At 71.9% G+C, this 22,434-nt stretch carries 16 protein-coding genes; 9 read left to right on the top strand and 7 right to left on the bottom strand.

Going from position 1 to position 22,434, the window contains the following annotated elements; translation table 11 throughout:
• The 3 genes from NBZ85_RS08570 to NBZ85_RS08560 all read left to right on the top strand — a co-directional run.
• The coding region (locus NBZ85_RS08570) for a hypothetical protein (RefSeq protein ID WP_261561752.1) at positions 1-224 on the top strand (224 nt) is incomplete at its 5' end.
• 124 nt (positions 225-348) lie between these two features.
• Positions 349-792: a hypothetical protein gene (locus tag NBZ85_RS08565; protein ID WP_261559222.1), complete on the top strand. Its 444-nt coding sequence runs from the start codon at positions 349-351 to the stop codon at positions 790-792.
• Positions 789-1,433 (top strand): dTMP kinase, encoded by a 645-nt coding sequence (locus tag NBZ85_RS08560; protein ID WP_261559223.1) that lies wholly within the window; start codon positions 789-791, stop codon positions 1,431-1,433. Before NBZ85_RS08565 ends, NBZ85_RS08560 begins: the two co-directional genes overlap by 4 nt.
• Before the next feature lie 41 nt (positions 1,434-1,474).
• On the opposite strand, the gene NBZ85_RS08555 is transcribed toward NBZ85_RS08560, so the two are convergent.
• Together NBZ85_RS08555 and NBZ85_RS08550 are read right to left on the bottom strand one after the other, a co-directional pair.
• On the bottom strand, positions 1,475-2,029 hold the full coding sequence (locus NBZ85_RS08555) for a hypothetical protein (RefSeq protein ID WP_261559227.1): 555 nt from the start codon (positions 2,027-2,029) through the stop codon (positions 1,475-1,477).
• Positions 2,030-2,155: 126 nt separating this feature from the next.
• Entirely contained in the window at positions 2,156-3,094 is a 939-nt protein-coding gene (locus tag NBZ85_RS08550) for an acyl-ACP desaturase (RefSeq protein WP_261559224.1), read from the bottom strand.
• Positions 3,095-3,410: 316 nt separating this feature from the next.
• On the opposite strand from NBZ85_RS08550, the gene NBZ85_RS08545 reads away from it, so the two are divergent.
• From NBZ85_RS08545 to NBZ85_RS08535, 3 genes are all read left to right on the top strand, one after another.
• A complete protein-coding gene (locus tag NBZ85_RS08545; protein WP_261559225.1) occupies positions 3,411-4,130 on the top strand; it encodes a response regulator transcription factor in 720 nt (239 codons plus the stop codon).
• On the top strand, positions 4,127-5,653 hold the full coding sequence (locus NBZ85_RS08540) for a sensor histidine kinase (RefSeq protein ID WP_261559226.1): 1,527 nt from the start codon (positions 4,127-4,129) through the stop codon (positions 5,651-5,653). Before NBZ85_RS08545 ends, NBZ85_RS08540 begins: the two co-directional genes overlap by 4 nt.
• A gap of 410 nt (positions 5,654-6,063) precedes the next feature.
• Positions 6,064-9,888, top strand: coding sequence for a DUF4062 domain-containing protein (locus NBZ85_RS08535; RefSeq protein ID WP_261561751.1), 3,825 nt, complete (start codon positions 6,064-6,066; stop codon positions 9,886-9,888).
• Here NBZ85_RS08535 and NBZ85_RS08530 read toward each other — a convergent pair.
• Positions 9,852-10,904: a helix-turn-helix transcriptional regulator gene (locus NBZ85_RS08530; protein WP_261555133.1), complete on the bottom strand. Its 1,053-nt coding sequence runs from the start codon at positions 10,902-10,904 to the stop codon at positions 9,852-9,854. The two genes, NBZ85_RS08535 and NBZ85_RS08530, sit on opposite strands and share 37 nt — an antisense overlap.
• A 98-nt stretch (positions 10,905-11,002) precedes the next feature.
• Here NBZ85_RS08530 and NBZ85_RS08525 point away from each other — a divergent pair, with 98 nt between their 5' ends.
• Positions 11,003-11,470, top strand: a complete 468-nt coding sequence (locus NBZ85_RS08525; RefSeq protein ID WP_261555134.1) for a VOC family protein — start codon at positions 11,003-11,005, stop codon at positions 11,468-11,470.
• 27 nt (positions 11,471-11,497) lie between these two features.
• Here NBZ85_RS08525 and NBZ85_RS08520 read toward each other — a convergent pair whose 3' ends face one another.
• Positions 11,498-12,109: a DinB family protein gene (locus NBZ85_RS08520; protein ID WP_261555135.1), complete on the bottom strand. Its 612-nt coding sequence runs from the start codon at positions 12,107-12,109 to the stop codon at positions 11,498-11,500.
• Positions 12,110-12,408: 299 nt separating this feature from the next.
• Positions 12,409-13,581 carry an amidohydrolase family protein gene (locus NBZ85_RS08515; RefSeq protein WP_261555136.1) on the bottom strand — a complete coding sequence of 391 codons (1,173 nt, stop codon included), beginning with the start codon at positions 13,579-13,581 and terminating at the stop codon, positions 12,409-12,411.
• Positions 13,582-14,013: 432 nt separating this feature from the next.
• On the opposite strand from NBZ85_RS08515, the gene NBZ85_RS08510 reads away from it, so the two are divergent.
• Together NBZ85_RS08510 and NBZ85_RS08505 are read left to right on the top strand one after the other, a co-directional pair.
• Positions 14,014-15,612: a type I glutamate--ammonia ligase gene (locus tag NBZ85_RS08510; protein WP_261555137.1), complete on the top strand. Its 1,599-nt coding sequence runs from the start codon at positions 14,014-14,016 to the stop codon at positions 15,610-15,612.
• Between the two features lie 234 nt (positions 15,613-15,846).
• Positions 15,847-19,368 carry a pyruvate carboxylase gene (locus tag NBZ85_RS08505; RefSeq protein ID WP_261555138.1) on the top strand — a complete coding sequence of 1,174 codons (3,522 nt, stop codon included), beginning with the start codon at positions 15,847-15,849 and terminating at the stop codon, positions 19,366-19,368.
• Between the two features lie 79 nt (positions 19,369-19,447).
• Here NBZ85_RS08505 and NBZ85_RS08500 read toward each other — a convergent pair whose 3' ends face one another.
• Both NBZ85_RS08500 and NBZ85_RS08495 read right to left on the bottom strand, forming a co-directional pair.
• Complete coding sequence (locus tag NBZ85_RS08500; protein WP_261555139.1) at positions 19,448-20,815, bottom strand: bifunctional glycosyltransferase family 2/GtrA family protein; 1,368 nt, start codon at positions 20,813-20,815, stop codon at positions 19,448-19,450.
• A 308-nt stretch (positions 20,816-21,123) separates the two neighbouring features.
• Positions 21,124-22,434 (bottom strand): mannosyltransferase YkcB-related protein (locus NBZ85_RS08495; RefSeq protein ID WP_498041236.1); only part of this gene is annotated, 1,311 nt, incomplete at its 5' end.

Raw genomic sequence — 22,434 nt, 5'->3', positions numbered from 1 at the left:
CGGGTGGGACCTGGTCCTGGGCGGCACCGTTCGATCCGCCGATGACCACGGCAGCGGCGGCGACCAGAGCCGTGATGTCCCCCATGGCACGCAGGGGCCCCCTGCGGCGCACTCGTCGACCGGGCGGCGGCGACGGGCGTGCGAGCGCCACCGCCCGCGCGGCCGCCGACCTGTCTTCCGTGCTTGCCATCGACGTCGACGGTAGCGAGCCGGTGGCGTCGTGACATCCGTCCGTGGGCGTATTCGGCGTACCCGGCGCGGCGTACCTGCCTTGGCATGCCGACCACGCGCCGCCCGTCTTGTTACGCTCCCGACCGGATCCGGTGGATGCCGTCGGTGGGAGGCCGCATGCTCGTGTCGGGAACGCCGCCGACGTTGCTGTCGCTGTGGTATCTGGCGGCCTGCCTGGCCGAGCGGGGCGACCAGCTGGAGTACCGGCACCCCCTGGTCGCGGTCCGCAATGCGAACAACCTGGTCGTCGGGGGGCTGGACGTGGTGCGGGGCGAGCCGGCGGCGTCGGCGGTCATCCGCGGGGATGGCTGGTGGTCGCGCGCCGTGCTCGGCACCGCCGCCGCGGCCCTTGCGCCGATCGAGGGCCGGGCCCTCACCGAGCTGTGGGCCACCTTCCAGGGCAAGGCAGGCACGGTGGCGTTGCTACCCCCCGAGTTGCGCTATGCCCGGATCGAGGCGGCGGCGGATCGGGCGGGCATCCCCGCCACCCTCGCCGGCCGGCTGCTGAGCTGGTCCGACGCGGTGGTGGAGCACTTCCGCCGGCAGCCCGTGATCGGATGATCATTGCCATTGAAGGCATCGACGGGGCGGGCAAGAACACGTTGACCCGCGGGCTCGTCGCCCGGCTCACCGACTCCGGGCGCAGCGTGGCGACCCTCGCCTATCCGCGGTACAGCGCCGAGCCCCTCGGTCCGGCCGTGCGCGGCCTGCTCGGAGGCGACGCCCGCCTTGCCCCGCTGGCCGCCGCGCCCCGGGCCACGGCGATGATGTTCGCGCTCGATCGGGCGGCGTCGCGGCCCGAGCTCGACGCCCTGGCCGGCGCCAACGACGTGGTCATCCTCGACCGGTACATCGCGTCGAACGCCGCCTACGGCGCGGCGCGGCTGCCGGCGGCCGAGCGCGCCGGCTTCCCCGCCTGGGTCGCCGACCTCGAGCTCGGCTCCCTGTCCCTGCCCGCCCCCGACCTGCAGGTGCTGCTGCGGGTCCCCGTCGACAGGGCGCGAGCGGGCGCGGCGGCGCGGGCCGGCGACGACCCGGACCGGCCGCTGGACGCCTTCGAGACCGACGGTGGACTGCAGGCGCGGTGCGCGCGGATGTACGAGGATCTGGCCGCCCGGAACTGGATCTCGCCCTGGCTGATCGTCGACCGGGACGGTGGAGTCGACACCATCGACGGGTGGCTCGGCGCGCTTCTGCGGTGATCCCGCCGCGACCTCGCGACCTCGCGGCCGGGGTTGGCGGGTCAGCAGTCGACGAGGCAGCTCGGCAGGTCGATCGGTGGGATCTGCACGACGACGACGGGATCGGCACTCGAGCCGCGGCCTGGTGGTGCGGGCGTCGGGGCGTGGTTCGGCCCGGACGTTGCCATCACGGTCATGGCCGGCGAGCCGGTGCCCGCGGTGTCTACGGTGCCCGCAGCGTCTACGGTGCCCGCGGTGTCTGCGGTGCTCCCGGCACTTGGGCCGGCCCAGGCCGGGTGCGTCGTCGACGAGACCCGGACGGTGGCGGGCCGAGGTGGGGCGAGGATGACCCTGCGGCCGCCCGATGGCGAGGTGGTGCCTCCGCCGGCCGCGACCGAAGCGGCGGCGGAGGGGCGGCTGGCAGGGAGCCGGCCGCGGAGGGGGGCGGTGGTGGTGCCGTCGGTGACGGAGGAGGTCGGTTCCCTGGCGCCGACCGCGTCATCCGGCCCGGGGGCGCCGCGCGGCCCGATCAGGACCGCGACGGCCACCGCTGCGATGGCGACGATCCCCAGCCCCAGCTGCGGGATGCTGATCCCGCGGATGCTCCCTCGATGCACGCTCAAGCGGGCTCCATCCGTCGACGGCGGCGACGGCCGGACCGTAGCACGAGCATCCCAGACTGGGACACTACGGACAATGAGCCCGCGGCGCCGCCCGATGGGGCCCGATCAGACGGCGCCCGATCAGACGGCGGTCAAGGTCTCCGCGCGCCGGGCCAACCGGGCCTGGGTCTGTTCGAACTTCGCCTGCTGCTGCGTGGCGGTCGCGTCGAGACCGGCGAGGAAGGTGGCGACCTCCTCACGGGCCTGCTCGCCCGCGGCGTCCAGTCCCGTCAGGTCGAAGAAACGCCACTGGCGCAGGATCGGCGTGATCACGTCGTCATGGTGGATGCGCAGGTTGTAGATGCCGGCCCGAGCGATCTGGATGGCCTTGCGGCCGAAGTCGCGGATGCCGGTGCCGGGCATCTGGAAGCCGAGGATCTCGTCGCGGATGGCCTCCACCGTCCGGGACGGGGCGATCTCCAACGCGGCGGCCACCAGGTTCCGATAGAAGATCATGTGCAGGTTCTCGTCCGCGGCGACGCGGGCCAGCAGCTTCTCGGCGACCGGCTCAGCGCAGAAGCGCCCCGTGTTGCGGTGGCTGACGCGGGTCGCCAGCTCCTGGAAGGACACGTAGGCCATCGACTGCAGCGGCGTGATGCCGGGCCGGTTGAATGCCCTGTTCATCTGGTACATGCGGTCACGTTCGAGGGCGACCGGGTCGACCGCCCGGGTGACCATCAGGTAGTCGCGCATCGCGATCGCGTGGCGGCCCTCCTCGGCCGTCCACCGGTGCACCCAGGTGCCCCAGGCGCCATCCTGGCTGAAACGCTCCGCGATGACCCGGTGGTAGCTCGGGAGATTGTCCTCCGTGAGCAGATTGACCTCGAAGGCGATCTGCGCTGCCTTCGACAGGGACGACTGGCCGGGCTCCCAGGGAACGGTGTCGAAATCCCGGCCCAGGCTCCAGGGGACGTAGTCGTGCGGCATCCACTCGGTGGCGATGCCGAGATGCCGGTTCACGTTCGCCTCGGCGACGGGCTCCAGCTCGTGCAGTAGCTCAGTGTCCGTGGGTGATCTCATTAGCGAACTGTTCCAGAACTGGCGGGCGTCAACCATGTCCCACGGGTGTGGATTCCCGGCCGCCGGACTGTTCCGGCCGGTCAGTCCGCCTGCGCCACCAGGACTTTCGCCACCGGCCCGGGGCGGCCCGGCCGACGTGACTCGCCGGTCCCTTCACATGAAACTCTCACGATGCTCCGATGAACTCGGGCGTCCGGATCCCGACCCCGGACCCCGGACCCCGGACGCCGGCTCTGGCTCTGGCTCTGGCTCTGATGCTGACCCTGGTCCGAAGCGGCCGCCGGGCCGCCGCCGCGCGACATCGAAGGAGCCGGACATGGCAGAAGCCCCGCGGGTGCTGGTCGTCGACGACGAGCCGAACATCGTCGACCTGCTTCGGATGGCCCTGCGCTTCCACGGCTTCGACGTGCTGACCGCGGCGACCGGCCGGGCGGCGTTGGAACTCGCGGTCCAGGCCCGCCCGGATCTGATGATCCTCGACGTGATGCTGCCCGACGTCGACGGCTTCGAGGTCTGCCGGACCCTGCGGGCCGGCGGTCAGAGCGTGCCCGTCGTCTACCTCACCGCCCGCGACGCCCACCGTGACAAGATCGCCGGCCTGACCTACGGCGGGGACGACTACGTGACCAAGCCGTTCGCGGTCGACGAGCTGATCGCCCGGGTACGGGCTGTGTTGCGCCGGACCTCCCCGCCGCGGCCCGAGCCCGAGCCCGACCCACCGGCCACCCTTCGCTTCGCCGACGTCGAACTCGACCCGGACACCCACGTGGTCCGCCGGGGCGGCGAGCCGATCGAGCTGTCGCCGACCGAGTTCACCCTGCTGCGGTACTTCCTGACCAACCCCAACCGGGTGCTGTCCCGGGCGCAGATCCTTGACGCGGTGTGGAGCTACGACTTCGCGGGCGAGCCCACGGTGGTCGACCAGTACGTCAGCTACCTGCGGCGCAAGCTGGGCCGGCACGGGCCGTCGCTCATCCACACCCAGCGTGGATTCGGGTACGCGCTGCGCCGGCCCGCGACGGGGAGCGGCCGGTGACGCTTCGACTGAAGCTGATGGCCGGGCTGGTGGCACTGTGCGCCCTCGGCCTCGCCGTCGCTGGCACGGCGAGTGCGTTCGCGCTGCGTTCCTACCTCTACGACCGCGTCGACCAGCAGCTCGGCCGCGCCGAGGTGCTCGGTCGACTGCCGCTCGCCGCCCTGCTGACCCGCTCCCCGACGCTGGACCGGGCCGGGGTGGAGCGGGCCGTGGGCCCCACCGACTACCTGGTGGAGATCCGCCGGCCCAACGGCACGGTGCTGCGGGTGGCCGGCTCCGCGAGCCCCCCGCCGCCGGCCGCCCCGCTGCTGAACCTCGCCGGCTCGGGCGGTGCCGGTGGTGTCGGCGGAGACGTCGGGACCAGGGCGGGCTCGTCGAAGCCCTCGCCGACCTTCACAGTCGTCTCGGACGGGAAGCGCTACCGGGCGGTACAGCGTGACTTCCCGGGCGGTACCCGCGTCCTCGTCGCGCTGCCCCTGCGTCCGGTCGCGGACACGGTGCGCCGGCTGGTGCGTATCGAGCTGGCGGTCGGTGCGGCCGTGCTCGCCGCGGTGGCCGCCCTGGCCTGGCTGTGGCTCACCCGCGGCCTGCGCCCGCTGCGGGAGATGGTCGGCACCGCGGCGGCGATCGCCGGCGGCGACCTCGACCGGAGAGTGCCGGCCGGGCCGCCCAGCTCCGAGACCGGGCAGCTCGCCGCGGCGCTCAACGCGATGCTCGGCCAGATCCAGGCCGCGTTCGCCGCGCGGGTGGCCTCCCAGGAACAGGTGCGCCGGTTCGCCGCGGACGCCTCGCACGAGCTGCGCACGCCGCTGACGTCCATCCGCGGCTACGCCGACCTGCTGCGCGCCGGGATGGTGCCGCCGGACGAGGCTGACCAGGCGCTGCGCCGGATCCAGCAGGAGGCGGCGCGGATGGGCAACCTCGTCGACGACCTGCTCTATCTCGCCCACCTCGACGAGCAGCGGCCGATGCGGCGGGCCGAGCTCGACCTCGCCGGCCTCGTTCGCGACGCCGTCGCCGACCTGCGCGCCGCCGCCCCCGACCGCCCGGTGCGCGCCGAGCTCCCGGCGAGCTGCCCCGTCCTCGGCGACCCGGACGCACTGCGCCAGCTCGTCGGCAACCTGCTCACCAACGCCCGCGTCCACACCCCGTCCGACGCGGCCGTCGAGGTGCGCCTGCACGCCGTGCCCCCGCCGGCCGACGCCGAGGCGCCGGAGCCGGGCCCCGGCGGCGCCGAGCTCGATGTGATCGACCACGGGCCGGGCATGCCGCCCGAGGTCGCCGACCACGTCTTCGACCGCTTCTACCGGGCCGCGAACAGCCGTGCCGGGGGCCGCGGCGGCAGCGGGCTGGGCCTGTCGATCGTCGCGGCGACGACGCGGGCTCACGGCGGCCGGGTCGAGGTCACCAGCGCGGTGGGTGCCGGCACGACCTTCCGCCTCCTCCTGCCCCCGCCAGCCACCGGCAGACCGTCAGACGGCGGCAGACCGTCAGACGGCGGCAGACCGTCGGACGGCGGCTGAGCACCGCCGCGACGAGCCTGTCCCGACGGCCGCAAGCGCACACCGCGTTCCCGCGCACACCGCGTTCCCGCGCGGACCTGCAAGGCGTGCTGGGTCAATCCGGTGCGGGTCATCGAGCCGATCCGCGCGCACCGCGAGGACGAATGGGAACGCCACGGCGAGCCGCTGCTCAAGAAGGTTCGCCAGCCATCGGGTCGGTCAACGACACCATCAAAAGACGGCCTGACCTGGAACAACACGGCGGTTGGGCCTCCGCCGACGTCGCGATCGGGGGCGCCCGGCACATCGGGCGGTAGCGCGGCGATCAGGCAGCAACAACAAGACCGCCGTATCCATCGCCCGATCACGGATCGCCTACGACCATCGAGAAGATAGCACTTACTCGCCAGTGCTAGCCTTGCGAAGTGGCCGTGCGTTCTGTGTATGTTTCGTCGACCTTCCGTGACTTGACGGAGTTCCGCAAGAAGGTCATCGAGACTATTCGGCGGATGGGCCTGGTGGACGTCGCGATGGAGCACTACAATGCCCAGTCCGACCCTCCGTCAAAGGTGTGCGTGGATGACGTGCGAGCCTGTGACGTGTATGTGGGCATTGTTGCCTGGAGGTACGGGGACATCCCGCCGGGGGAGACGTCGTCGATCACGGAGTCGGAGTACAGGGCGGCGGTGGAGGCGGAGAAGATCTGCCTGATCTTCCTGCTCCAAGGGGACGAACCTTGGCCACCTCCGCTGATGGACGACGACCTCACGCGCGTCAAGCGGTTCCGTGCGGAGCTTCTGCAGCGTCGGTTGGCGGTCCAATTCCGCAACCCGGACGAGCTGGGCAAGCTCGTCGCGACCGCGCTGTATAACGAGATCGCCAAAGCGGGCGGCGGCGCTTCGTCGCGCGTGGGGTTGGAGCCGGCCCTGGTGGCCAGCTACCACAGGCGGCTGGATCAGGAGTACAGCGGGCTGGATCTCGCGGCGTTGACGCCCCCCAAGTATTACGAGGACGACGGGCAACCAGTCCGACTGCAAGCGGTCTTCGTGGAGCCGGATGTGCGGGCCGACCCGCCGCCGGTGGAGGTACCCCGAGAGCTGCTGCAGCGGCTGCAGACTGCTGGCGAGATCGACGAGACCTCGCTGCCGGACGGGTTCAGCCTGCAGGACCTGCGCGCGGCGCAGGAGGCCTACCGGGCCAAGCCGCGCACGCCCGTTCTGGCGGCGGTGACTGCGGACAGGTGTCTGGTGGTACTGGGGGATCCGGGGGCGGGCAAGTCCACCCTCGCCAGGCTGCTGGTGCTCGACCTGATCGCGCCCGTCCCGGTGCGAGTTCCCAAGTTGGCCGGGCACCTGCCGGTGCTGGTGGAGTTGCGCGAGTACACCGCCGCCCGTGCGCGCGGCGTGCGCTCCGTCCTGGACTTCGTGCACGAACGCAAAGACTCCGGCCTCGGTCTACCTCGGCAGGTCCTTGAGTCCTACCTGAAGGCGGGCGGGCCGGCCCTCGTGGTGTTCGACGGGCTGGACGAAGTGTTCGACCCGAGCGAGCGAATAGAGATCACCCGTCAGATCGCAACTCTCGCCGAGGACCATCCCACCGCGCGTGTTCTGGTCACGTCCCGCACGTGGGGCTATGAGCGGCATCGGTTGACCGCCGCCGGGTTCGCCCACCACACGCTCCAGGACCTTGATCGGGCTCAGATCGAGGAGTTCCTGACCGGCTGGTACCACAGGGTTCTGGCCGAGCGGGTGCAGGAGGCTGCGCACCGCCGGACCCGCCTGCTGGAGGCGATCGACGCCTCGCGTCCGATCCTGGAACTGGCGGGCAACCCCCTCCTCCTGACCGTGCTGGCCATCATCGGCAAGGGGCAACAGTTGCCCCGAGAGCGTTGGAAGGCCTACGAGCAGGCCACCTGGGTACTGGTGGAGAACTGGGACGTCAGCCGCCAACTGCGTGCCAAAGGCGTCGCCCCCGACTTCATCACGGAGGACGACAAGCGTGAACTACTGCGCCGACTTGCCTGGGCCATGCAGACCGGAAAATTCGGCAAGGCGGGCAATTTTGTCCACCGTGACGAACTCCAGCGCCTCTTCGAGGAATACCTGGTTGACAGCTACCAGAAGAGTCCCACGGAGGCGAAGACGGTCGCAGTTGTGATGATCGAGCAGTTCCGTCATCGCGACTTCATCCTCAGCCGCTGGGGGCCGGATCTCTACGCTTTTGTGCACCGAGCATTCCTGGAGTTCTTCTGCGCCGATGCCGTCCTGCGACGTTTCCAGCACCTGCAGACCATGAGCCTCGACGATCTTGGTGAACTCTATCTTGAACGATGCGATGATCCCACCTGGCACGAAATTCTCCGGCTGCTCGCCTCCCGACTGGCCGAACCACACACCGCCGTCCTCCTCCAGCAGCTCATGGATGCCGACCGACCCTGGCCGGCCAAGGAATTCGACCAGCCGCCTCATGGCCTTCGCCTGGCAGTACAGTGCCTGGCTGAAATGCGAAATCTGCACGGAGTGCCGGGGCTGGCCAAGGCCGCCGAGGCTGTCCTGACCGAGGTCATCTTTTTGCTGGAGCACTGCGTCGGCCTCGAGGACAGCCAGGCAACGTCCATGATCATGGACGATGTACTCCCGGTCGTCCGCATCATCGGCGCCGACTGGCCCGGCCGGGACGTCTACGCCGACTGGTACGCCCGACGCGGCGCCTATCTCCTCTGGGCTCCCATCACCGAGTTCGCGGTCCAGCTCCTGGCCAACCTCTTCCACGACACCCCGCGCCGGCTGCTCACCGCACAGCCCCTCAGCACAACCAGCGACGATCGTGCGACTGAGGCTCTGAGGGCCGGTGCCTACGAGCTGAGCGCCCTCCCCCCGATTGACACAGGTGGCGAGGACATCGGTCCGATCCTGCACGCCAATCTCGCCAGGACCAGCGACCGCTGGTCCGCCCGACTCTTTGCGTTGGTGCTGTTGGACCGTTTCGCCCCTGATGGCCCTGGTGTCGACGCGGTGTTGCGTGATCGTCTCGTTCACGATGACAACGCTGATGTGTTTGCTGTGGTGGCTGCTGCTTTGCTGCGTCGCCATCCTGTGGATGACGCCGGCATTCTGGACATCATCACGACCCGCGCCACCGACCCCGACCCCGACCCCGACTCCGGCCGCTTCGGCCCCGGCCGTTTCGCGGCGGCTGTCCGTGTGTTGGCCGCGCAACGTCCCGATCATCCCTTTGCTCTGATCGGTGCTGGGATCGAGGACGGGCTGTTGGAGTGGGATGAGGAGATTTCTGTCCGTCTGGGTCGGCTTCGTGCCGCGGCTGATCCCGGTGCCGTCGTCGCTGTCTTGCGGACCATGGCCACGGCCGCCGATTCCTACCAGGTTCGGCACAATGCGTTGGTGCTGTTGGACCGTTTCGCCCCTGATGATCCTGGCATTGACGCGGTGTTGCGTGATCGTCTCGTCAACGATGACGATGATGATGTGTTTGCTGTGGTGGCTGCTGCTTTGCTGCGTCGCCATCCTGTGGATGACGCCGATATTCTGGACATCATCACGACCCGCGCCACCGACCCCGACTCCGACTCCGACTCCGGCCGCTTCGGCCCCGGCCGTTTCGCGGCGGCTGTCCGTGTGCTGGCCGCGCAACGTCCCGATCATCCCTTTGCTCTGATCGGTGCTGGGATCGAGGACGGGCTGTTGGAGTGGGATGAGGAGATTTCTGTCCGTCTGGGTCGGCTTCGTGCCGCGGCTGATCCCGGTGCCGTCGTCGCCGTCCTGCGGACCATGGCCACGACCGCCGATTCCTACCAGGTTCGGCACAATGCGTTGGTGCTGTTGGACCGTTTCGCCCCTGATGATCCTGGTGTCGACGCGGTGTTGCGTGATCGTCTCGTCAACGATGACAACGCTGATGTGTTTGCTGTGGTGGCTGCTGCTTTGCTGCGTCGCCATCCTGTGGATGACGCCGATATTCTGGACATCATCACGACCCGCGCCACCGGCCCCGACTCCGGCCGCTTCGACTCCGGCCGTTTCGCGACGGCGGCCGTCCGTGTGCTGGCCGCGCAACGCCCCGAAACGGGACGGCAGTTGACGCGTGATCGGCTAGGAGCTCTTCCACGTCCCGACCCGTCAGAGCTGCCGACCATCACCTACCTTGTCAGTGGCGAGGTGCTGCCCACAGGGGCGCGTCCAGGGCTGTCAGGATCCACGGTTCAGCCCGAGTCGGGCCTCGGACCGGCAGCGTCGTAGAGGCGGGCGAGGGCGGCGGCGGCGCGAGCCAGGGCGGCGCGTAGCTCGGGGGGATCGAGCACCTCCAGCTCGGGGCCGAGTGCCAGCAGCTCGCCCTGCGCGTGGCGGACCGACTCGATCGGCAGCCGCGCGCGGACCCATCCGTCTGCCTCCGGCGGCCCCGCGCTGTCCCGGATGCTCCGGCTGACGGCCGGTGGCAACCGGAACGGTGCCAGCGCGAACCCGGCCGGGGACAGGCGCACCGTCGCCGTCGCCCGGTAGACCTCGGCCTCGTAGCGGGCCGTCCAGGCGGCCCAGTAGGCGGCGAGGTCGAAGTCGGGTGGCCGGTCGAAGCACTCCCCGGTCAGCGTCAACGACAGGATCTTCCCGACCCGGTACACCCGCGGCCCGGTGGGCACGCCGTCCACTCCGATCTCCTCGCCGTCGCGGCTGCCGTCCGCGTCCAGGGGCACGGCGGCGACCAGGTACCAGGTGCCGCTTTTGAGGACGACACCGAGCGGGTCGAGGACACGGTCGACCTCCCGGGGGGCCCGCCAGCGCCGGTAGGTGACCCGCAGGCGGCGCTGCGCCCAGACCGCGTCGGCCACCTCGGCGAGCAGCGGGGTGTCCTCGGTCGCCCGGAACCAGCCGGGCGCGTCGAGGTGGAAGCGTTCGCGCACTCGGCCGGCCCGCTCGCGCAGCGGCTCCGGCAGCGCCGCCAGCAGCTTCAGCTCGGCTGCCGCGAGCATCGCGCCGAGGCCGAGTTCGGCGGCGGCGCCCGGCATCCCGGTGAGGAACAGCGAATCGGCCTCATCCGCGGTCAGCCCTGTCAGCCGGGTGCGGTAGCCGGCGAGCAGCCGGTAGCCGCCGGTGACGCCCCGGTCGGCCAGCACCGGGATGCCGGCCTGCGCGAGGGAGTCCAGATCCCGGTGGACGGTCCGGACGGACACGTCCAGCTCGTCGGCGATCTGGCGCGCCGTCAGCTTGCCGCGCGTCTGCAACAGCATCAGGACGGACAGCAGCCGGCTGGCGCGCACGCCCGCATTCTCGCGCGCCAATCCTGACAGGAGAAGTCAGGTATCCCGCCCAGGATGGGGAGAGCAGGCAACACCACCAGGTCCGATGGGAGATGACCATGACGGGAACAGAGACGGTCGCCGGCACTGTGGCTGAGGAGTCGGCCGCCGAGGAGACGGTGGTCGAGGCGGGCGTCACGCCGGCGGTGTGGGCAGGGCTGATGCTCGACTGCCCGGACGCCACGGAGCTCGCGACCTTCTACGGCGAGCTGACCGGCTGGGGCGTCGGGGGTGCGGACGACGGGGGCGCCTGGGCCTACCTGACCCCGCCGGGCACCGCACTCACGTTCGGGTTCCAGCGGGTGGCGGACTACCGGCCACCGCGCTGGCCGGACCAGGAGGTGCCGCAGCAGTTCCACCTGGACTTCCGGGTCGCGGACCTACCCGCCGCGATCGCCCGCGCCGAGGAGCTCGGCGCCACCCAGGCGTCGTTCCAGCCCGGTGGCGAGCGCTGGCGGGTGCTGCTCGACCCCGCCGGTCACCCCTTCTGCCTGTGCCCGCCGGCCTCCGCCGCCGACGCGGGCTGACGCCGAGGCCGAGACCGGCGTGGGGAGTCAGCCCATGGTGCGGGCGCCGTCGAGTGATTCGCGCAGGATGTCGGCGTGCCCGCAGTGATGGGCGGTCTCGGCGATGAGGTGCAGCAGGACCTGCCGCACCGACCAGCTCGCACCGGGCTCGAACCAGGGCGCCGCGGGCAGCGGGTGGGCGTCGTCGAGGTCCGCGACCTCGGCGACGATCCGCTCGGTGCGGCGGGCAACCTCGTCGAAGCGGTCGAGCACACCAGCCAGCGTCTCACCGGGCAGCAGCCGGAAGCCGTCGTGGAACTCATCCTGGCGGGCCGTCATGTCACCGTCGAAGGCCGAGGCGCCGACGAGGACGAAGTTCAGCCACTGGTGTTCCATGACGGCGACGTGCTTGATCAGGCCGGCGAGGGTCAGCTCGCTGACGGTGGTGCGCCGCCCGGCCTGCTCGTCGTCGAGGTTCTGCACGGTGAACCGGAGGAAGAAGCGCCGCCGCGCCAGGCTCGCCAGCAGGTCGGCGCGCTCGCCGGTGAGCGCGGGCGCGGCCGTGTCTGCGGCGTGGCCGCCGGTCGCGTCGGCCGTGGCCGGTGCTGGTGTGGCCGGTGCTGGTGTGGCGGCGGTCGCGTCGGTTCTCGTGGTGGTCATCGCCTGTTGCCCTCCGTCGTCCGTCTGATTGGGATCGACGCTAGGGGCACTTCCGGTCAGAATCTGACCTCAATCATGGCCGGGCCATGCAGGGGTGGGAGATGCAGGAGGTTGATGACGGTTCTCCGCCACCGCAACCGTCATCAACCTCCAGCATCTCTCTGCCATTGCCCGATCGCACAGGATGTGGCACTCGGCGATGCCGCAACCGTGAGGTGCGGGCGGGGCCGTTGGCCAAACTTCGGACCCACCCGTCCAGGGCAGGTCCAGGGCAGCTTTTAGGGCAGGTCGTGGACGTTCTAGGGCAGGTCGTAGACGCGCCGGGCGTTGTCGGCGCAGACGAGTCGGGCGATCCGGGCGGCGTCGGCGGCGGTCCAGGCGTCGTCGTCGATGCCCTCGGTGAGAAAGGTGGCCAGGCCGCGGCGGAACAGCGTCGCGCCAAGCAGGAACAGCTCGCCGAGCGCGTAGGCGTCGGTGGAGAACAGGAACTTGCCGAACGGGGCGAGTTCGAGGGCCTGCGCGATCAGGCCGATGGAGCCGCGCCCGGTGTTGTTGATCGAGAGTCCCAGGTCGAAGTGAACATTGGCGAAGACCTGGGTGAGATAGGCGGCCTCGCGGTGGAACGGATAGCAGTGCAGGAGCAGGACGGTGACCTCGGTCGGCGCGATCGCCCGCAGCAGGCCGGTGAGCAGCAGCGGGTTGCCGCGGGCGAGGTCAAGATCGGCGTCGCCGTAGCCGACGTGGATCTGCACCGGCAGCCGCGCCTCGACCCCGCACCAGATCAGGAACGAATGCAGGACGGGGTCGTGCAGCCGGATCGGGGCTCCGCCTCGGATCTCGTTGATCCAGGTGCGGGTGGCGGCGGAGACCTCCCGATCGGTGGGTCGCCGGGCCGGTAGGTCGAGCCCGGCACGGTAGGCGGCGACCGACTTCACCGCGACCGTCGACGGGGTGCGTTCCGCCAGCCGGGTGCGTACCGCGTCGGCGAGGTGGGTGACCCCGATCTGCCCGGTGAGCACGTCCACGGCTGCCCGTTCCGCGATCCGTTCGAGGCGCACGACGTCGAGACCTCGTCCGCCGGCGAATGCGGCGAGGTCCTCGGCACAGGTGAGTGGCTCGGGCTGGAAGCCGGTGTCGACGCAGAAGGTGGTGATTCCGGACGCCCCGAGCAGCCGCCGGTGAACCTCGGTGTGGCCAAGCTCGGCCCGCCGCTCCAGATAGATCTCGGGGTCGACGTGCGGCGGCAGGTCGAGCGCCGGGGCGCACCAGCGCCGCACGGCGAAGCCGATCTGGCTGTCGAACACCGTGGTGCCGGCCGGGCCGGGGCGATCGGCCTCGGTGAGCATGCTCTCGAACTCCGGGCGGGTGAGATCGCGCCGGATGAGGCCGTGGCAGTGATGGTCGACGAGCTCGTGATCGACGAGTGCGTGATCGACGAGATCAGGTTCGCCGACGCCTCCGGAGCGCCCCATCCCTGACCGATCCCCGCTGGGCGGTGGGACCATGCCTAGCCAACAGGATCACTTTGCGTAATCCCCACCTGCGTGCTGCGGCTGTGGATAACTTGTGGATTACTTTGGCCTACCTGGGGACAGTCGAGCGGAACATTGGTGATGTTGACGTGTTTTCAGATCTTCTTGTCGGGGCGACAGCTGTGGACAACTGCTGACGGCCGCCCGGATGCACGGTGGGCATCTCCGCTGAGATCATGGTTGAATATCACTGTCCGTGATTGCCGGACCAGTGTGGGCGAGATCTCGTCCGGCGTCTTACCCGACATCGGGCCCGCGGCCGCGCGAGCATGGTGCCAGGCGAGACCCAGCGAGGGTGGGATCCGTGGGGAAGACGACATCCGTGGGACAGCGATCTCCGTGCCACCCGAGGCATCCGCGGGAGGGACGATCATGATTGGCCCTGCGTGGGACCGGGCCGCGCCGCGGGTCAGCGCCACCGACGGCCACGAGCGCGACCGGCTCGCCGCCGCGGCTCGGCACGCGGCGACGCACCTGGAGGTGCGCGGGGTCGTGTGCGTCGCCTGCACCTTCGTCGACAACAGTGGCATCACCCGGATGAAGGGGGTGCCGGTTGGCCGGCTGGACGCGGCGGTGGTCTGGGGAATCGGCGCGTCCCCCGTGTTCGACGCGTTCGGCGTCGACGACAGCATCACCGCCGGCCGTTTCGCCGGCGGCCCGGTCGGCGACCTTCGGCTGCATCCGGACCTGGACCGGCTGACCGCGCTCGCCGCCCAACCTGGGTGGGCGTGGGCACCGGTGGATCGACGCGATCAGACCGGCGCGCCCCATCCCCAGGACGCCCGGGATCTCGTCCGGGTCGAGGCGGTGCGCCTGGCCGGGCGCGGGCTGCGGGTCGCGATGGCCTTCGAGATCGAATGGGCCGTCGCGCCGGCCGGCGCCGACGGGTTCGTCCCCGCCGCCCGCGGCCCCGCCTACGGCATGACCCGCGTCGCCGAGCTCGGCGACTACCTCCGCGACGTGGTCACGGCGCTGACCGAGGAGGGTCTCGTCGTCGAGCAGATCCATCCCGAGTACGCGGCCGGGCAGTTCGAGGTCTCGGTCGCCGCGCAGGACCCGCTCGGCGCCGCCGACACCTGCGTGCTGGTGAAGGAGACCGTGCGGGCGGTCAGCGGGCGCCACGGCCTGCGCGCCTCGTTCGCGCCGAAGGTGCTCGCCGACGGCGTCGGCAACGGCGGGCACGTCCACCTGAGCCTGTGGGGCGACGGCGAGAGCGATGGCGGCGACGGCGTGACCGGGTCCGGTGCGATCGGGTCCAGCGGGTACGGGGCGGGCCCAGGGCCGGCGGGCGCCACGGCACTGGGCGCCACGGCACTGGGCGCCACGGCACTGGGCGCCACGGCACTGGGCGCCACGGCGCCGGGCGGGTGGAACGGCGGCGGCCGGGACAATCTGCTGGGCGGCGGGCACGGCCCGGGCGGCCTGACCGCGACCGGCGAGGCGTTCGCCGCCGGGATCCTCGCCCGGCTGCCGGCACTGATGGCGCTCGGCGCGCCGAGTGTGGCCTCCTACCTGCGGCTGGTGCCGTCCCAGTGGGCCGGTGCCTACGCCTGCTGGGGGTTGGAGAACCGGGAGGCGGCGCTGCGGCTGATCCCTGGGCCGCCGGCGGCCGCGGGCCGGGCGGCGAATCTGGAGATCAAGTGCTTCGACCTGGCCGCCAACCCCTACCTTGTGGCGGCCGGGCTACTCGCCGCCGGGCACGCCGGCCTGGACGACGAGGCGCGGCTGCCCCCACCGGTCGACGTCGACCCGGCCTCGCTCGACCCCGCCGAGCGGGCCCGACGCGGCATCGCCCGGCTGCCGACCGACCTCGGCGCGGCCGTCGCCGCCTTCACGGCCGACGACGTGCTGCGCCGCGCCTGCGGCCCGGCGCTGCACGACACCGTCGCCTCCGTCCGGCGGGCGGAGATCGACCGGTTCGCCGACGCGGACCCGGCCGCCGTCGTCGCCGCCACCCGCTGGCGCTACTGATCGTCGGGCGACCACCCGCACCCCGGCCCGGCGGCGCGGGGTTCGATCGCATGAAGTTCTTCGGCCCGGTGGTGGTACCGTCCGGTGCGGCCGCCGGCGCGGCTTGGTTCTCTATAGCGCCGTCGGTGTGGTGGCGTTAGCCCGAACAGTCGATCGTGACCCCCGACACGTTGCTTTGGCGCGTGGGAGCATTACGCCCCCACAATGATGCGCACCCCGTCCGAGGAGGCGCGCGTGCGCAAGGTTCTGGTCGCAAACCGCAGTGAGATAGCCGTCCGCGTCTTCCGAGCCGCCCAGGAACTGGGGCTGCGCACCGTCGCGGTCTACACCCCGGAGGACGTCTCCGCGCTACACCGGACGAAAGCGTCCGAAGCATACGAGCTCGGCGGGCCGGGCCATCCGGTGCGGGGCTACCTCGACATCGACGCGCTGCTCACCGTGGCCAAGCAGGCGGAGGCGGACGCGCTGCACCCCGGCTACGGCTTCCTGTCGGAGTCGGCGGTGCTGGCGGAGGCGTGCGCGGCGGCGGGGGTGACCTTCGTCGGCCCGCCGCCGTCGGTGCTGCGGCTGACGGGGGACAAGGTCGCGGCGCGCGACGCGGCGATGGCGGCGGGCCTGCCGGTGCTGCGCGCGTCCGCGCCGCTGCCGGACGGGGCGGGCGCGGCGCAGGCGGCCGAGGAGGTCGGGTTCCCGCTGTTCGTGAAGGCGTCGGCTGGCGGCGGCGGGCGAGGACTGCGCCGGGTGGAGCGCGCCGCGGACCTCGCCGATGCGGTGGGCAGCGCCTCCCGGGAGGCCGCGGCGGCGTTCGGCGACGGGACCGTGTTCCTGGAGCAGGCCGTGAACCGGCCCCGCCACATCGAGGTACAGGTCTTCGCCGACTCCTACGGCAACATCATCCATCTGTTCGAGCGGGACTGCTCGGTGCAGCGCCGCCATCAGAAGGTCGTCGAGATCGCCCCGGCACCGATGCTGGACGAGGCGGTCCGGGCGAGCATCTGCGCGGATGCGGTCCGCTTCGCCCGGCACGTCGGCTACGTCAACGCCGGCACCGTCGAGTTCCTCCTCGGTGCCGACGGCCGGTACACGTTCATGGAGATGAACCCGCGCATCCAGGTCGAGCACACGGTCACCGAGGAGGTCACCGGCGTCGACCTGGTCGCGGCGCAGCTGCGCATCGCCGACGGGGAGAGCCTCGCCGACCTCAACCTCGGCCAGGAGCAGATCGCGCTGCGCGGCACCGCGATCCAGTGCCGGGTCACCACGGAGGATCCGGCGGACGGCTTCCGGCCCGACACCGGGACGATCAGCTTCTACCAGTCCCCGGGCGGCCCCGGCGTCCGCCTCGACGGCGCGACCTACGCCGGCGCGGAGATCAGCCCCTACTTCGACTCGTTGCTGGTGAAGCTGACCGCGCGGGGCAGCACGTTGGAGAAGGCGGCCCGCCGCGCGCGCCGCGCGCTCAACGAGTTCCGGGTCCGCGGGGTCCGAACCAACATCGACTTCCTGGGGAGGGTGCTGACCGACCCCGACTTCCTCGTCGGCGGGGTGACGACATCGTTCATCGACGAGCACCCCGAGCTGCTGCTGCCCGGCCGGGGCACCGACCAGACCAGCCGGACGCTGGCCCGCCTCGCCGAGAGCACCGTCAACGGGTTCCGCCGCCCGGCGACCGCGCTGGTCGACCCGCGTATCCGGCTGCCGGAGCTGCCCCTGCTGCCCGACGGGCAGGGAGTGCCGATCGGCACCGGCTCGCCCGCCTGCCTCGGTTCCGGTTCCGGTTCCGGCGTCGGTGCCGGCGCCACCGGCGGTGGTGGGGGCGTCGGCCAGGGGCTGTCCGGCGCGGGCATCGGTGGGTTCACGGTGCCCGCCGGCTCGCGGCAGCTACTCACCGAGTTCGGTCCGGCCGGCTGGGCGGCGCGGCTGCGCGCCCAGGAGGCACTGGCCGTCACCGACACCACGCTGCGCGACGCTCATCAGTCGCTGCTGGCGACCCGGCTGCGCAGCTTCGACATCCTGGCGGCGGCGCCCTCGTTCGCTGCTCTGACGCCGAACCTGCTCAGCCTGGAGGCATGGGGCGGGGCGACGTACGACGTGGCGCTGCGCTTCCTGGCCGAGGACCCGTGGGAGCGGCTCGCGGCGCTGCGATCCACCGCGCCGAACCTGTGCCTGCAGATGCTGCTGCGCGGGCGCAACGCCGTCGGCTACACGCCGTACCCGGACGACGTGGTGCGGGCGTTCGTCGCCGAGGCCGCCGCGACCGGCGTCGACCTCTTCCGGATCTTCGACGCGCTCAACGACATGGAACAGATGCGCCCGGCGATCGAGGCGGTCCTGGAGACCGGCACGGCGATCGCCGAGGGCACCCTGTGCTACACCGGCGACCTGTCCGACCCCGGCGAGCAGATCTACACCCTCGACTACTACCTGCGCCTCGCCGAGCAGCTCGCCGCCGCCGGCGTGCACGTGCTGGCGATCAAGGACATGGCCGGGCTGCTGCGTCCCACCGCGGCGGCGACGCTGGTCACCGCCCTGCGGTCGCGCTTCGACCTGCCCGTCCACCTGCACACCCACGACACCGCCGGCGGTCAGCTCGCCACCCTGCTCGCCGCGTCCGCGGCGGGGGTGGACGCCGTCGACGCCGCCGCCGCGCCGATGTCCGGCGGCACCAGCCAGGTGAACATGTCGGCCCTGGTCGCCGCGACCGACCACACCCCGCGGGCGACGGGGATCGCGCTGGCCGCCCTGTCGTCGATGGAGGCGTACTGGGAGGCGGTGCGCGATCTGTACGCACCGTTCGAGGCGGGCCTGCGGGCGCCGACCGGGGCGGTGTACCGGCACGAGATCCCCGGCGGGCAGCTCACCAACCTGCGCCAGCAGGCGATCGCGCTGGGGCTGGGGGAGCGCTGGCCGGCCGTGCAGGAGGCGTACGCCGTCGCCAACGAGCTGCTCGGCAAGCCGATCAAGGTGACGCCGACCAGCAAGGTCGTCGGCGATCTGGCGCTGTTCCTCGTTGGCGGCGGGGTGGACGTCGCCACGCTGCGGGAGCATCCGGAGCGTTTCGACCTGCCCGCGAGCGTGCTGGGCTACCTCGCCGGGGAGCTCGGCACCCCGCCGGCCGGGTTCGCCGAGCCGTTCCGGGAGCGGGCGCTGGCCGGGCGCCATCCGGCTCCGCCCGCCGTCGACCTCGACCCCGCCGACGCCGCCGAACTCGCCGTTCCCGGCGCCCGGCGCCGCTCGGCGCTGTCCCGGCTGCTGTTCCCCGGCCCGTGGAAGGACTACCTGGCCGCCGCCGACAGCTACGGCGACTCCTCGCTGGTCCCGACGGAGCCCTACCTGTACGGGCTGCGGCCCGGCGCGCCGGTGGCCGTCATGCTGGAACCCGGGGTGGAGATCATCATCGAGCTGGAGACGCTGTCCGAGCCGGACGACGCCGCCATGCGGACCCTCTACCTCCGGGTCAACGGCCAGCCTCGCCCGGTCCGGGTCCGGGACACCTCCATCACGGCGACGACCGCCGCGGCCCGACGGGCCGACCCGGGCGACGCGAACCAGATCGGCGCCGGGCTGCCCGGCATCGTCACCTTCACCGTCACCGCCGGGGACGCCGTCACCCAGGGCCAGAAGCTCGCGGTGGTCGAGGCGATGAAGATGGAGGCTGCCGTGACCAGCCCCGTCGCCGGCACCGTCGGCGAACTCGTCCGCGCCAGCGGCGACTCCGTCGAGGTCGGCGACCTCCTGCTCGTCATCCGCCCCTGACCGGCACGCACGACGCGTGGGGCCCGCCGCGCGATCCTGGCGGCGGGCCCCACGAAGGGCGGTGGGTTGCGCCTGGGCGTCAGGGTGCCCCGGGCGCAGCCGGGCGGGCGCGGAACACCCAGGCCCGCAGCAGCAGGAACCGGATGACGGTGGACAGCAGGTTCGCCAGCACGAGGACCGTGACCTCCAGGCCGCGGCCGGGATGGTCGCCCGCCGCGTGCAGACCCGCGAGCGAGCCGCTGGTCAGCCCCAGCCCGATGGCGAACACCACGAGGCCCTGCAGGTGGTGGCGGCCGGCCTGGGCCGCACCGGTGAGCCCGAAGGTGAGCCGCCGGTTCGCCGCCGTGTTCGCCACCGCGGTGATGAGCAGCGCCAGCAGGTTCGCCGCCTGGGCGCCGGTGGCCGTCCGCAGCAGGACGAACAGCACGAGGTAGGCCAGCGTGCTGGCCACCCCGATGACTGCGAAGCGAATCAGCTGGCCCGGCAGCCCCCGTGGCACTCCCGGCACCTGCACCCCTCCCGTTGCCGCGCCGCCGCTACCGTCCGCGCCGCCCATGGTGGCGCCGGCACCGGCCGCCGTGGTCAGCGGCCCTCGGCCGAACTCCCGGCGCAGCTCGACCAGCGGCAGCGCCCCGGTACCCAGCGCCCGCAGCAGCCGGACGACCCCCTTGAGGTCCGCGACCGCCGTGTTGAGCACGTCGACCCGGCTGTCCGGGTCGTCGATCCAGTCGACGGGCACCTCGTGGATGCGCATCCCGGTCCGTTCGGCGAGGACGAGCAGCTCGGTGTCGAAGAACCAGCCGGTGTCCTCCACCAGAGGCAGCAGCGCCGCCGCGGCGTCGGCCCGGATCGCCTTGAACCCGCACTGCGCGTCGGAGAACCGGGCGGCGAGTGTCCCGCGCAGGATCAGGTTGTAGCAGCGGGAGATCACCTCCCGGCGCGGACCGCGCACCACTCGGGAGGTGCGGGCGAGGCGGGTGCCGATCGCGAGATCCGAATGCCCGCTGATCAGCGGCGCGACCAGCGGCAGGAGCGCGGCGAGGTCCGTCGACAGATCGACGTCCATGTAGGCGAGCACCGGCGCCGACGACATCCCCCAGGCGGTGCGCAGCGCCCGGCCGCGGCCTTTGGCGTCCAGGTGCACCGTGCGCACCCCGGGCAGCTCCTCCGCCAGCTCCAGCGCGATCCCGAGGGTGCCGTCGGTGCTGGCGTTGTCGGCGATCGTGAGCTGGAACGGGTAGGGGAACGTGTCACGCAGGTGCGCGTGCAGCCTGCGCACGCAGGGGGCGAGATCGTTCTCCTCGTTGTAGACCGGGATGACGACGTCGAGCACCGGGAGCGGTCGGCCGTCGTCCTCCACTGCCGTGCTGGCGTGCGTCTGCTCCACGGGAACGCGCTGCGTGGGGGCACCGGTTCCGGTCGCCGGGGGAGGCGTCCACGTCGTCATGCCCCTCACTCTCGGTTGGCGAGCTGTGCCACCCGTGTGCCGATGCTGTGCGCCGCCTGTGAGACTCCAGATCGCGCCCCGCGTGCTGGCACCTCCGGGCAGGCCGCCGCGTCTGTCTCCTCGCGTCGCGGTGAGGCTTCGAGAAGGTGTGCTCGGAATCAGCCACATCGGTTGATGCCACGGAAAGTGACAGCAGGACGCGGAGGGGACTTCTGCGGCGCTGCGCCAGTGAGTTGTGATGGCAGCCGTGTGCTCCGGGCCCGTGAAAGAGCCCGGAGCACACAGGTCGGCCTGAGGAACGTGGTGGATCAGGTGGTGCGGGCAGTGGTGTTGGTGGCGGAGGTGCCGGTGCTCGTCGTGGGGGCGGTCAGGTCGTAGAGGGTGACCCCGCCGACGGTCTTCTCGGTGAAGTTCTCCGTTATCCAGGTGGAGATCGCCTGCGAGGAGTTGCTGCCACCGTTGGCCTGGCCGAAACCGCCGCCGCCGATGAAGTAGTGGATCTTCCCGTCGCTGACGTACTTCTTGAACTGCGCGAGGGTCGGCGACGGGTCGCTGCCGTTGAAGCCGCCGATCGGCATGACCGGTTCGCGGGTCGCCAGCTGGTAACCGGCGGCGCTGTTCGAGCCCACGGCGGCCGCGACCCAGGTGTAGGAGTCGGCGTTGTCCTTGAACAGCTTCACGATGGCGTCGCTGGGCTTCGCGGCGTCGAGCAGGCCGCCCATACCGCCGCCCATACCGCCGCGCATGCCGCCTTCGCGGGTGAACCCGTTGGTGCCCTGCTGGCCGGTGCCGGTGCCTCCGCCTGTCGTGCCGCCGGTACCGCCGGGGAAGCCGCCCTGGCCACCGCCTGGGAAAGTGCCGCCCGGGAAAGTGCCGCCCTGGCCGCCGCCTGGGAAGGCGCCTGTCTGGCCGCCGCCCGGGAACGCCCCGCCCGCCTGGTTGCGGCCCGTGCCGCCCGGCTGGCCGTTCATGCGGCGCATGAAGCCGCCCGGGCCGCCGAAGCCGGCGCCGGCCGGACCGGCCGAGGGGATCGAGCCGGTGTGCGCCGATCCGGCGGTGGCCACCGCGTAGGCACCCGGCCCGAGCAGGCCGGCGACGAGGGCCACCGCGGCGACCCCGATCGAGGCCCGGCGGGGCAGCCGGACGGTGGCGAGGAAACCGATCGTGGCGATGATGCCCGCGACCAGCACGGTGTAGCGGATCCACGGGTGCCAGTCGGCGGTGCGGTGCAGCAACGTCCACGACCACGCGGTCGTCGCGGCGATCGCCGCCGCCCCGGCCAGCGCGGCGGCGGGGTGGCTCCGGTGCCGCCACAGCAGCACCGCGCCCATGCCCACCAGGGCACCGACCGCGGGGGCCAGGGCCACCGTGTAGTAGGCGTGGAAGATGCCCTTCATCTGGCTGAAGATGATCCCGGTGACGAGCAGCCAGCCGCCCCAGAGGGCGAACGCGGCCCGCAGCCGGTCGGTCCGCGGCGCCCGCCGAGTGATCCACAGCCCGGCGACCAGCAGGATCAGTGCGGCTGGCAGCAGCCAGGAGATCTGGCCGCCGACCTCCGAGCCGAACATCCGAGTCCAGCCGGTCGAGCCCCACATCCCGCCGCGCCCGCCGCCCGGGCC

Origin of the sequence: Frankia tisae, from assembly GCF_025403405.1 — a bacterium.
Taxonomy (GTDB): domain Bacteria; phylum Actinomycetota; class Actinomycetes; order Frankiales; family Frankiaceae; genus Frankia; species Frankia tisai.
Note: the sequence above shows the minus strand (reverse complement) of the source record. Positions and strands in the feature narration are given on the sequence as shown.

What these genes read in the sequence shown, in the direction of transcription:
- NBZ85_RS08565 (WP_261559222.1), top strand. Translation starts at nt 349, where the DNA reads ATGCTCGTGTCGGGAACGCCGCCGACGTTGCTGTCGCTGTGGTATCTG.
- NBZ85_RS08515 (WP_261555136.1), bottom strand. Translation starts at nt 13,581, where the DNA reads ATGGGGCGCTCCGGAGGCGTCGGCGAACCTGATCTCGTCGATCACGCA.
- NBZ85_RS08560 (WP_261559223.1), top strand. Translation starts at nt 789, where the DNA reads ATGATCATTGCCATTGAAGGCATCGACGGGGCGGGCAAGAACACGTTG.
- NBZ85_RS08550 (WP_261559224.1), bottom strand. Translation starts at nt 3,094, where the DNA reads ATGAGATCACCCACGGACACTGAGCTACTGCACGAGCTGGAGCCCGTC.
- NBZ85_RS08545 (WP_261559225.1), top strand. Translation starts at nt 3,411, where the DNA reads ATGGCAGAAGCCCCGCGGGTGCTGGTCGTCGACGACGAGCCGAACATC.
- NBZ85_RS08500 (WP_261555139.1), bottom strand. Translation starts at nt 20,815, where the DNA reads ATGACGACGTGGACGCCTCCCCCGGCGACCGGAACCGGTGCCCCCACG.
- NBZ85_RS08510 (WP_261555137.1), top strand. Translation starts at nt 14,014, where the DNA reads ATGATTGGCCCTGCGTGGGACCGGGCCGCGCCGCGGGTCAGCGCCACC.
- NBZ85_RS08525 (WP_261555134.1), top strand. Translation starts at nt 11,003, where the DNA reads ATGACGGGAACAGAGACGGTCGCCGGCACTGTGGCTGAGGAGTCGGCC.
- NBZ85_RS08520 (WP_261555135.1), bottom strand. Translation starts at nt 12,109, where the DNA reads ATGACCACCACGAGAACCGACGCGACCGCCGCCACACCAGCACCGGCC.